An 11650-nucleotide genomic window follows, 5' to 3' on the forward strand; every position below is an offset into this window, starting at 1 on the left:
AAAGGAAGGCAGGACCATCCTTATGGCGCCGGAATCGTGGCGCCCGCATTAAAAACTGGATCGGTATAAGCAATATCATCGGTTATTCCCTGCGCCTGGACGTGTTGTGTAGTCTTGACTACATACAGGTCTGACGCTCGTATCCAGAGTTCCGTAGGAACCGCAAGGTTATCCTGGTGAAGGATTCCCGAAACATGATAGGTCGTCTCCCCATTCACTGTCTCTTTGCCTAGATATTTGCCATTGTGCAGCTCATAATAGGGTTCGATGTTGGAAGTGTTCGATTGTGTGGCTCCATTCCGGGTGGTGGTGATCTTCTTGGTTGTATAATCGTAGATTTGATGGCGTGATAATGATGGCACACTGCTAAACTGCACGTCGAGCAAGAAACGGTGCGGAGAGCGCGTGAACACAGCCTTTCCGCTACCAACAGCACTGCCTTGAGGTGATTGGACCATTTCGCTCAGCGTATACGTAACATCCTGTGGCCCTCTTTCATGCGAGAGAGCCAGCAACTGGCTGACATTGGAGGGGTCTACCGTCGCGGTAGGTGTGGGAGGCGCTCCTGAAGGAGTAGCTGTCTGAGACCCTTCTCCTCCCTGGCTGACAGAACTGGCGCACGACGCAAGTAAAAAAAGTCCGAAGAGAAGGCATGCGAGATGCTTGACACGTATTGATAGCATGGTTGATCCTCCTGCGATCTGCGGTGCGTAAAGACTTCAATGATCGCCATTCGTGTTCGACGTTCCCGCAGCAGTTCCCAGACTGCAAGCGGCCAGGAAACCGCACAGGGTCAGCAGCTCAACCAGAAGTGGTAGCTTGCAACGGTTTGCTACAATGGGATACATGAATGGTCGCATGGTCAGTTCCCCTCATCCAATGAACATCTTAGTCTGCTCGTTCGCTTGTATTGGCCCGTGAACATATCCTCCCGACGCCATATCTACTATGAGGGAAACCTCAGCCAGATAAAAGCTCTGACTGGCAGAACTACTCGCAGAATCACTGGCAGAAAGAGCGATTTTCCTGCTTACCCCTTCTGAGGCAAGAAAGAGGAGAAGAGCAGCCGATGGCTTCTTTTGCGCAGACGCTCAGACGCTATCGCACGCAGCGCGGACTCACCCAGCAAGAACTGGCGGCATCCGCCCGCATCAGCGTGCGCTCCGTCACCGATCTGGAGCGCGGAGTCAGCCGCAGCCCGCACAAAGACACCATCGCTTTGCTGGCCGACGCCTTGCAGCTTTCGACGCAAGAACGCGCCAGCTTTCTTGAAGCGGCCAGGGGCCGGGGGACAGCCGCCACAGCCAGGGTAAGCGGCTTATTAGACCTCTTGCCACCGCTGACCTCGCTGATTGGCCGCGAGCGCGAAGAAGCCGCGCTGGTTCGGCTGCTTCAGCAAGAGCGCACGCGCCTGCTGACGCTCATGGGTTCGGCGGGCGTGGGCAAAACACGTCTGACAATGCAGGTTGCCCTGACCGTTCAGGAAGACTTCCCCGATGGGGTCTGCTTCATTGAACTGGCGGCGCTGCGTGATCCGGCGCTGCTGATTCCGGCCATCGCCCGGCATCTAGGCGTACCCGAACGCGGAGCCACACCGCTCGAAGAAACGTTGGCCGCCGCCATCGGTGAACGCCAGATGTTGCTCGTACTGGACAATCTGGAGCAAATACTGCCCGCTGGCGCCAGTATCAGCAGACTCCTGGCGCGCTGCCCGCTCCTCAAGGCGCTCGTCACGAGCCGCGCTGCCCTGCGCGTGCGCGGCGAACACCGCTTCCCGCTGGCCCCACTGGCCTTTCCTAATCCTACCGATCTGCCGACGCTTCCTGAAGTAGCCTCCTATCCGGCGGTGGTCCTCTTTTGCCAGCGCGCCCAGGCCATCACGCCGGATTTTGCCCTGCGCACCCAGGAGGACGCCCAGGTTATCGCCCGGCTTTGCCAGCGTCTAGATGGCCTGCCGCTGGCGATAGAACTGGCGGCGGCCAGGCTCAACATCTTCTCGCCCCAGGCCATGTTGCAGCGCCTTATCGGCCCGCAGGACGATTCCCCGCTGGATATGCTCAGCAGCCCCATCCAAGACCTGCCTGACCGCCAGCAATCGGCACGCGCCGCTATCCAGTGGAGCTACGACCTGCTGGATTCACAGGAGCAGCAGGTCTTTCACACACTTTGCCTCTTCGAGAGCAGCGCCACATTGGCTGCCCTTTGCTCCGTTTCTGAGCGCGACGAGCAGACTATGCTCGCGTCGCTGGCTTCACTGGTTGATAAGAGCCTGGCCCTGCGCGACGAACGTGACACAGAAACACTCCGCTTCACTTGCCTGGAACTGCTCCGCGCCTACGGGGTCGAGCGATTATACGCCCAGGGAGAAGCCGAACAGATGCAAGCGCGTTTCGCTGCCTATTATCGCGCGCTGGCAAAGGAAGCCGAGCGCGGCATTCCCAGCCCTCAGCAAGAACACTGGCTGCGCACGCTGGACCGCGAACTGCCTCATATCCGCACTGCGCTTCAGTGGTTCTTAGAGAACGCGCAGATCAAACAGGGTTTGCGTCTGGCGGCGGCGCTCACTCGCTACTGGACATTGCGCGGCTTCCTCTCCGAAGGGCGGCGCTGGCTAGAGGTCTTTCTTCCCCAGGCTACAGAGCAGAGCGCGCTCGCTCCCGAAGTTGCCCGCGCCCTGCTCTGTATCGGTGATCTCGCCTATCGTCAGGGGGCTTATGAGGAATCGCAGGCATTTTGCGAACAAGGGCTGGACCTGTGCCGCGCGCTGCAAAGCACTCCAGGGACCGCCTTTGCCCTGTGCCTGATCGGTAGAGTCAAAATGGATCAGAGCTACTATCAAGAAGCTGAAGACCACTTACGAGAGAGCCTTGCGCTCTTCCGCGCCCTGGAAGACACTCAGGGGATAGCGTTCGCGCTCAACCTGCTGGGCGCAACCTTTCTGTATCAGGAGCAATCGAAGCAAGCGGTCGTCTGCTATGAAGAGGCGCTGGCGCTGTCACGCCAGCTCGGTGATCTCGAACAGATGGCGCGCAGCCTCAATGATCTGGGTACCATCCTCAAAGCGACGGACAGGCCGCGCGCTATTGCCATGCTGCAAGAGGCGCAGCGCCTGGGCAAGCGGATTGGCAGTCGGGCTGGGAGCGCAACACTCCTTTCCCACCTGGGACATGACGCTTTCGAGCATGGAGAATTCGCCCAGGCAGCGGAATATCATCGCGCCAGCCTGAAGGCGCGGCGCGAATTCGGCGATGTTGATGGCGTGGCCTTTTCGCTGTGCAATCTGGGCAACGCCGAGCGGGAATTGGGGCACGAAGAGGAGGCGAAACAGTTGTTCCTTGAGGCCATCCCGCTCATCCTGCGCACCAATTCGCGGCGAGGGCTGGCCCGCCTGCTGGAAGGGCTGGCAACGGGGGCCTGTGTCGCTGGCCGCCTGGAAGAAGCCGCCCGGCTCTGGGGCCAGGCCGATCAGGTGCGCCGCCTCGCCAATTCCCAGGACTCCACTCTGCGGGCTATACTGATGGAGCGCCATCTCTCCAAAGCGAAGCAGGAGTTGGGGCCAGAACGCTATGAGGCGGCCTTTCAAGAGGGCAGCCAGATGCCCTATGACTCCATTCTGAATGCCTTGCGCCAGAGCGATCAATAGGTTCATGACCAGAGGAAAGCGAAGAACAGCGAGATGTCAGCGCCGCTGATTACCCTGACAACCGACTTCGGGCAGGCCGATGGCTACGTTGGCACGATGAAGGGCGTTATCCTCAGCCGCGCCACGCACGCACAGATCATAGACCTGAGCCATGAAATCCCCCCGCAAGGCATCGCGGCGGGCGCATTCGTCCTCTATCGCGCCTACCGCTACTTCCCGCCCCGGACTATCCATGTAGCCGTCATTGATCCTGGCGTGGGTACTGCCCGGCGCGCCTTGCTGCTGATGACAGGCCAGGGTCGCTTTATCGGGCCAGATAACGGCCTCTTCAGCTATGTACTGCGCGAGGCTATCGCCCTGGCCGCTGGATGGACCGGCACGCCCGCCAGTGTCCCCGCCGTCTGGCATCCAGACTTTGACCTCGAAGCCGTCCTATCCACCACGGCGCGAGAGCGCCTGCCCACTGCCTACGCGCTGACCAACCCGGCCTACTGGCTGGAAGGGCCTGGCGCGCCCGCGCGAGCCGCAGGCGTCACCTTCCAGGGCCGCGACCTCTTTGCGCCCGTCGCGGCGCATCTGGCGAATGGCGTCGCGCCCGCCGAACTCGGCCAGCCCGTCCCGCTGGAGAGCCTGACGCTGCTGCCGACATCGAGACCCATCCGCTCGCCTGGCGTCATCGAGGGCCGCGTGATTGCCGTTGATCACTTCGGCAATCTGATCAGCAACATCGCGGCGGGCCTGCTGCCCACACTGGGACCGTTGGACGCGCTTCAGGTATCGCTTGGCGCATATCGGCTGCCGGGTGTTCATACCACCTACAGTGCGGCGCAGCCCGGCCAGCCGCTGGCCCTTATCAACAGCGCGGGCCTGCTGGAAATTGCCATCCGCGAAGGCCACGCCGCCCATCAGCTAGGCGGGCGCGTCAGCGACACCATATTCTGTAGGAGCGCGAGCGGTTGATTTCGCTTGTTATCTCGACAATTTCAGAAGGGATAGCTTATGCTCACACTTTTCTATTCGCCTCATATGACCAGCGTTGATAACGAGGCCGGGCGCGCGTCCGGCCATGCCAATGTCCCACTCTCTGACGCTGGGCTTCAGCAGGCGCGCGAACTTGGGCAGCACTACGCCACAGCCGCCCTTGATGCCGTCTTCTGCTCCGACCTTCAGCGCGCCTCTCTGACGGCTGAAATCGCTTTCGCCGGGCGTGGACTACCCCTTGCACCAGATGCCCGCCTGCGTGAGTGTAATTATGGGTCACTGACACAGCAGCCGCCTGCTCAAATCGAAGCAGAGTTCTTGCAACGTATTGCCGAGCCATTCCCCAACGGCGAAAGCATGCGCATGGTCGTGCAGCGCGTGGGCGCATTTCTGCGCGATGTTCTGCGCGACTATGATGGGAAAACCATCGTCGTAATCGGCCATCGGGCCACCAAATATGGCCTGGAGTACTGGTGTGGGAATACTTCACTTGAGGAGATTGTCTCTGCGCCTTGGGAATGGCGAGACATTCCCATCTGGCGCTATGAACTGCACGCCCACAACCTTGAGAAGTCGTGACAGAAGAGAAACCTGTTGCCAGCAAACGCGCAATTTCTGACCGGATGCGCTATAGTTGAGAAGAAACGTAACCGAGTCGCCCGCCCCACGTATTTTCAAGAAGAAAGGAGATACTCGATGGCATCCTATCACTATCCGCCTGGCCCGAAACCGCGCCGCTTCTTCGGCAATATTCTGGAGTTCCGCCCCGACCAGTTGGGCTTTATCACCAATTTGCAGCGCACCTATGGCGACGCCGCTACCATGTATTTTGGCAAGACGCCCGCCGTCCTCTTCACCCGCCCCGAAGCCATCCGTTACGTACTGATCGAAAACGCCCGCAACTTCATCAATCGCCCCGTCTTCGAGACGCTGCGTCTGCTGCTGGGTGATGGCCTGCTCAGCATTGATGGCGATTTCCACCGCCAGCAGCGCCGCATGGTCCAGCCCGCCTTTCACAAGCAGCGCGTGGAAAGCTACCGCGATACAATGGTTGCCTGCGCCGAGCGCATGCTGGAAGAATGGACCCCTGGCAGCCAGCGCGACATCGCCAACGAGATGATGCGCGTCACTATGCGCATTGTCGCCAAAGCACTCTTCAACGTCGATCTTGTCAGCCAGATCGACGCCATCAGCCAGGCGTTCTCCGAGGCCAGCGCCTATTCCCGGCGCTCGCGCGCGCCCTTCCAGTTCTTTCGTCTCAACCTACCCTTCACCACCTATGGCAAATATGTACGCTCGCGCAAATACCTGGATGACACGATGGCCGATCTCATTGCCCAGCACCGCGCCAGCGGCGAAGACAGCGGCGATGTTATCTCCATGCTGCTTCAGGCGCAGGATGAAGACGGCAGCACTATGACCGATCAACAGGTGCGCGACGAGACATTAACGCTGCTGGCTGCCGGACACGCCACCACCGCCAATACCCTCTCCTGGGCCTTCTATCTGCTCTCCAATCATCCAGAGCAGCGAAAGACGCTACTCGACGAGCTTCAGCGCGTGCTAAGCGGCAGAGCGCCAACGGTGGACGATCTGGCCCGGCTTCCCTATCTGGATATGGTCGTCAAAGAAGCGATGCGCCTCTATCCGCCCGCCTGGATGCAGCCGCGCTACACTGTGGACGACTTCGAGTATGGCGGCTATCATATCAAGCGCGGCACGATTATCCTGATGAGCCAGTGGGTGACGCATCGTTTGCCTGACCTCTGGCCGGAGCCAGACCAATTCAAGCCGGAGCGATTCCACCCCGAAACCGGCCAGAAATATCATCCGCAAGCATACTTCCCCTTTGGCGCAGGCTCGCGTATCTGCATCGGCATGCCCTTCGCCAACCTGGAGGCTCGCATCCTGCTTGGCGCCATCTTGCAGCGATACGTGCCACGCCTGGCCCCTGGCTTCCCCGTCGTGCCGCAGCCGATGGTCACGCTCTTCCCCAAGTTTGGCTTGCAGATGATTCTGGAGCCAGCCGCGAAAGTGGAAGCTATGCAGCCAGCCTGAAAGGGGAAAAGCAGCACACAGAGCCGCCGTGTTGACCCAAACGTGAGCTAGCTCACAGACTCCCTGTGAGAAGGGAGATAGAGTAGCAGGAACTCAGCATAAGAAACCAGTATCAGAAAGTTGAGGAACTGTATGGCTCAGTCCACTCTCATCGGGAAACAATTCCAACGGCTCCCCCATCAACCGCTCTTGAAAACGCTTCAGGCGCTCCCCAAAATACTGGCTATCACGCTGCTCGTCTTCAGCATACTGGCATTAACTGCGGCTATCTTGTTTGATGATCTGCTGGCTGATCCGTTTTCGCCTGTAGGTTCCCAGCCCACCTCCCTGCTCTATCTCCTCGTCGTGGCAGGTGGCTCGCTTCTGCTGGCGGCTGGCTGGCGTTTTCCCGCTGCGCGCCTCACTCTCTGGCAGAGCGCCCTGATCTTGCTCGGTATCTCGCTGGGGCTGGCGTTCAGTCTCCAGCACGTTGCTTATCAGTATACCTGCTGCATGTTCGCCTACCAGATTGGCTACGGCTATCCCTTTCCAGCAGCGGTACACTCTTTTGTATCAGAGAACTATCTCTCGTGGAGCCAGGTGTATGCGCTGATGCGCCAGCATCCCAATCTGATAGACCAGCGGCTCGCCTGGCCTTCGGTTATCGCCAACAGCATGTTCTATGCGCACGCCGTCCTCATCCCAGTCGTCACGCTTCGCGCCGGGCTGCGCCTCTTTGCGCGATTCGCCCACAGGCAGTAAGGTCACGCGCTATCGCCGTCTTTCTCTTCAGGTTCTACTCAAAAGCCGGGGGTGCTACTTGCGTGTACCGCTGCCAGGGACGGCAGCGCATCGTTCGCCAACGCGAACGCTGGCGCACCGAAGGAATGAGCGTTCAGCCTCGCGGCCCTTCGCCGAGCAGCGCCGCTATCATTCCCTGAACGAAGGCAATCTCATCCTGGCTGACCAGATGGCCCATGCCTGGATAGAGACGCATCGTCACCTGACCGCCCAGGCGTTGCAGCACGTCAGCCGTAAGCTCTACGCGCGCTTTGGGGATGTGCGGGTCAACATCGCTGCACCCCAGAAAGACCGGCGTACCCGCCAGCGCCCCCGGATACGCGCGCGGGGCATCGTCTGGGCCAATCAGCCCGCCGCTCAAGCCTACAATTCCACCATAGTGCCGGGCATGCCGCGCCACAAACTCCAGCGTCAGGCACGCGCCCTGCGAAAACCCCAGCAGGATCGTGCGCTCGGCAGGGATGCCTGCCCCCGACACCTGAGCCAGCGCGTGGGCCAGAAACGCCAGAGCAGAAGAGAGCCAGGGTTCATTGCTGGCAAACGGTTCCGTGAAGCGATTGGGATACCATGTATTCCCCGCAGCCTGCGGAGCCAGATAGGCAACGTCAGGCCGGGCCAGTTCGGCAGCCACTTCTAGAATATCAGCAGCAGACGCCCCGCGCCCATGTGCCAGTATCATCGCCAGCCGCGCCTCTACGAGCGCCGCGCCAGCGGCCAGAATCGGTTGGCCGCGATGCGGGCCGGTAATCTCAGGAGTCAAATCACTCATAGTCATCCAACCTCATCGCCAGAAAGCGCCTGGCGAATGTGGCTTACAAGTTGCTCAGGAGCGCCCGGTCGGCCACGCAGGCAGAGCCGATGGTTCGGCTGACCAGGCATTCTGAACATATCAGCTACCGGCTGGAAACCTGCCAGGATCATGCCTTTCTGTGAGGCAACATTATCACTATCCGCGCCAATCAAGGCCAGACGAAACCCTTGGGCGCGCAGTTCGCTGCTGATATATACCAGCAAGGCGGGATAAAGGCGCTGCCCGCGATAGGCAAGCAGCGTGGCACAATCCCAAATATAGGCTTCGCCTGGCCCCAGGCGGATACGCAGGCCCAACTCTCCAATCCCCTCCTCGTCAAACGTCACCCAGCCATAGGCGGCAAGCGTTCCCTCCACCCAGGCGACATAGCAGCGCCGCCCCGCCGCGAAACGCTCAAGCGCCAGGGCTGGCTCTTCCAGCCCCATCGCCTGGGAAAGCGCGAGCGCCGCCTCCGCATTCACCCGCTCAAACCGCGCCTGGAGGCGCGGTTTGAGGTCATCTGGCAAAGGCTCCTCCAGATTCAGCATCCAGAACGTGCCAGCAGGCTGCGGGTCGAACTCGGAGGCAGGCGTCATCTCGGCTATACCTCTGCTGCCACTCCCGTCAGAGAGGGCGCTCTGCGTTGGGTCAACTCGGTAATCGCGTCGGCCAGGTGGCTATCCTCGATGTTGTACGCGCCAGCCGCCACGCGGATACGATGCGCCGTGTTGAGAACATCGGCAACGGTACAGCCCTCCGGCGGCACAAACTTGTAACAGGCCATTTCGAGTAGTTGCCCGTTGGGATCGCGGAAGTAGATCGAATGCATAAAGCCGCGATCAATCTCTCCCGTGTTCCAAATGCCGCGCTCGTTGAGCCGCCCAGCCACCTGGGTATAGACTGCCCGCGAAACCGTAAAAGCCAGGTGATGCAGGTTCCCAATTCCTTCCGGGTTTGGCGCGGGATCATTGACACGCGATGGGCGCACAAAGAACGTAATCAGCCGCCCGTCGCCTGTATCGAAATACAGGTGCTCTTCGTCCGGCACATCCAGATTCGGCTGGGCCATCACCAGCGGCATTCCCAGCACGCCCTGGTAAAAGTCAATCGTGGCCTGCCGGTTCGAGCCAACGAAGGTAATGTGATGAACGCCTTGCGCTTGGATGTTGCCCATACGTGTGCCTCCAGGCTGTCTCGAAAAGGTCTGCGTTTCAGGTCATTATATCCTGAAAAAGAGGTGGCGAATCCGGTCAATCACCTGCGGGTCGCCGCTTGTCTCCCCGCCGGGGAAACGCTGGAACGAGGTCAGCACAAAATCCGAAGCGTCCCTGAAGTGGAACAGCGCCGCCACCCCATCCAGGTTCTCGGCAGGCGTAGCCGTATACGTACCATCTTTCACCGTCACGCGCCACTCGCCGCCCCATTCACCATCCACCTTAATGCCAAACTCGGTATCCAGCCCCCTGGCAGATTCCTGATCTACCGTGTACTGCATGAGGATGAACATATAGGGCACAAGGACGCCCGCTGACCGCTCGTCCATTTTGGCAGTCTTCTCGCCCAGGCCCCAGTTCATATCCCAGGTATGGACGCCATAGTCCATCACATGGAAGGCAGGATAGAAAAACGTTGGCAGCGGCCCCATATAGGGGTGCGTGACCATGAAGCCGCTCCACTCGTCGGCGGAGAGCGAATCAAAAATGGTAAGCATCTTGTTGGAATCGTCTTTGAGCCGCGAGATCACCTCTTCACGCGGCAGGCTGCGGAACTTCTGAGCCGCCTCATTGAGCTTCTCGCCCATGACCACCAGGCCCAGCGCCCCGGCCTCTTCGCCTTTGCGCGCCATCTCCCAACGCGAAAGATAGCCTTCAGTCACATCAATCATGTGCCCGGCGATGTCGCGTACTTCCCAATCATCGCAGCGCGTCTGCACCTGCCAGTTCCTGGAGTCATCCAGAATCCTGAAGAACTTGGCTCGCTCAGTGCGAACCACATCAAGTACCGTATCCTTGCCACCGAAATCCATTGGATTGACTGTCATGAGAAAAACCCTCCTTTGTGGTGCAAAGCGATAGTCGTCGGTGAGTATCCTCTTGATAAGTACCTATCTCCACCCCCTTTCTGGCCGTTACCACGCGGCGCGATAGATAGCCTCAAGCTGCGCCACGTCGGCCACTGGTTTCGGATTGCTCTGGACTGTTCGGCTTTGGAACGCTATCTGCGCCAGGCGCGGCAGGTCGGCTTCCTGAACATTGGCATCGCGCAATCGCCGGGGCAGATTCATCTGACCAATCAGGCGCGAGATATGCTGTATGGCATCCTCAGCAGCGGCTTCGGCGCTGCGGCCAGCGATTGCAATACCCATTGCCTCAGCCGCTTGAGCCAGTTGGGGGGCCGTCGCATCCAGATTGAAGCGCATCGCGTGGGGCAAGATGATCCCGTTTGCCACCCCATGCGGCACACCAACCGTCCCTCCCAGCACATGGCAGAGGCCATGATGCAGCGCCATCGTCACGTGCGCCAGAGCCATTGCCGCAAGAAACGAGCCGTTGAACATCTCGGTACGCGCCTCTGTATCATCGCCAACCGCATAGCAGCGAGGCAGCGCAGAGGTAATCAAGCGTATCCCCTGGAGCGCCGCAGCCGTCGAGAGCGGGTTACGGGTGATTGAATAGAGCGCCTCGATGCAGTGCGCCAGCGCGTTAATGCCCGTTGAAGCGGTCAACTCCGGCGAAAGGCTCAGCGTCAGCAGCGGATCATAGAGAGTGAGCCTGGGCGTTACGCGCGCATCAGTGACGGTGATTTTGCGCGACTCCCCTCCAACCTGGCGCGTGACGCCATAAACCGGCGTCATCTCTGATCCGGCATAGGTCGTCGGAATGGCAATGACCGGCGCCGACGGCTGCTGTATAGAAGAGGCGTGGCTTTCGGGCTGCCCGCCGCGCCTTTCCTCCAATGCCTGGCTGACGGCTTTCGCCATGCCAATCGCGCTGCCGCCGCCAAACCCAATAACGGCATCAATCCTGTTTGTCTCAGCCAGCGCCAGCGCCTCAGCCACCTGGAAATCAGGGACATGCGGCTGGATAGGTTCGTAAGTCGCCACTAACCGCCCAGCCAGAGCGCGCTGAACTTCGGCAAGCTGGCCGCTGCGCCGCAGTGAACCCGTAGAGCAGAGCATCAGCCGCTGCCAGTGAAAGCGATCCACCGTCTGACCTAGCTGAGCCAGCGCGCCAGCGCCAAAGATAATTTCCTGGGCATAGCTGGTGTAGTGAAACTCCTGCATCAGCATCCCTCGACTTCAAGGAGGCTGGCGGTTGAAACCACTCCTGAAAGCAGTGGCTGCCAAACCTGCAAAGGAAGGGCTTTGCGGGCCGGATGACATTGCCAGGAGCAGTTTC

General features: G+C 59.9%; 11 protein-coding genes. 5 read left to right on the top strand and 6 right to left on the bottom strand.

From position 1 onward, the window contains the following. Positions 1-20: 20 nt before the first annotated feature. Complete coding sequence (locus VH599_05490) at positions 21-362, bottom strand: hypothetical protein (GenBank protein HEY7347752.1); 342 nt, start codon at positions 360-362, stop codon at positions 21-23. A gap of 707 nt (positions 363-1069) precedes the next feature. On the opposite strand from VH599_05490, the gene VH599_05495 reads away from it, so the two are divergent. The 5 genes from VH599_05495 (at position 1070) to VH599_05515 (ending at position 7423) form a co-directional block, all read left to right on the top strand. Further along, positions 1070-3643 carry a tetratricopeptide repeat protein gene (locus tag VH599_05495; GenBank protein ID HEY7347753.1) on the top strand — a complete coding sequence of 858 codons (2574 nt, stop codon included), beginning with the start codon at positions 1070-1072 and terminating at the stop codon, positions 3641-3643. 33 nt (positions 3644-3676) lie between these two features. Then, the gene (locus VH599_05500) at positions 3677-4603 is read left to right on the top strand and encodes an SAM-dependent chlorinase/fluorinase (protein ID HEY7347754.1); all 927 of its coding nucleotides are present in this window, start codon (positions 3677-3679) and stop codon (positions 4601-4603) included. A 39-nt stretch (positions 4604-4642) separates the two neighbouring features. Further along, on the top strand, positions 4643-5203 hold the full coding sequence (locus tag VH599_05505; protein HEY7347755.1) for a histidine phosphatase family protein: 561 nt from the start codon (positions 4643-4645) through the stop codon (positions 5201-5203). A gap of 117 nt (positions 5204-5320) precedes the next feature. Continuing rightward, positions 5321-6682 (top strand): cytochrome P450, encoded by a 1362-nt coding sequence (locus tag VH599_05510; GenBank protein ID HEY7347756.1) that lies wholly within the window; start codon positions 5321-5323, stop codon positions 6680-6682. Positions 6683-6814: 132 nt separating this feature from the next. Continuing rightward, positions 6815-7423 carry a hypothetical protein gene (locus VH599_05515; protein ID HEY7347757.1) on the top strand — a complete coding sequence of 203 codons (609 nt, stop codon included), beginning with the start codon at positions 6815-6817 and terminating at the stop codon, positions 7421-7423. A 133-nt stretch (positions 7424-7556) separates the two neighbouring features. Here the strand turns inward: VH599_05515 and VH599_05520 are convergent, their stop codons facing one another. The 5 genes from VH599_05520 to VH599_05540 form a co-directional block, all read right to left on the bottom strand. After that, entirely contained in the window at positions 7557-8231 is a 675-nt protein-coding gene (locus VH599_05520) for a phospholipase (protein ID HEY7347758.1), read from the bottom strand. Positions 8232-8233: 2 nt separating this feature from the next. Then, on the bottom strand, positions 8234-8848 hold the full coding sequence (locus VH599_05525) for a GNAT family N-acetyltransferase (protein HEY7347759.1): 615 nt from the start codon (positions 8846-8848) through the stop codon (positions 8234-8236). Positions 8849-8853: 5 nt separating this feature from the next. Then, on the bottom strand, positions 8854-9426 hold the full coding sequence (locus VH599_05530) for a VOC family protein (GenBank protein ID HEY7347760.1): 573 nt from the start codon (positions 9424-9426) through the stop codon (positions 8854-8856). A 45-nt stretch (positions 9427-9471) separates the two neighbouring features. Next, positions 9472-10293 carry a maleylpyruvate isomerase N-terminal domain-containing protein gene (locus VH599_05535; protein ID HEY7347761.1) on the bottom strand — a complete coding sequence of 274 codons (822 nt, stop codon included), beginning with the start codon at positions 10291-10293 and terminating at the stop codon, positions 9472-9474. Positions 10294-10380: 87 nt separating this feature from the next. Then, the gene (locus VH599_05540) at positions 10381-11535 is read right to left on the bottom strand and encodes an iron-containing alcohol dehydrogenase (protein HEY7347762.1); all 1155 of its coding nucleotides are present in this window, start codon (positions 11533-11535) and stop codon (positions 10381-10383) included. Positions 11536-11650 lie beyond the last annotated feature (115 nt).

The organism is Ktedonobacterales bacterium (genome assembly GCA_036557285.1).
Lineage (GTDB): Bacteria > Chloroflexota > Ktedonobacteria > Ktedonobacterales > DATBGS01 > DATBHW01.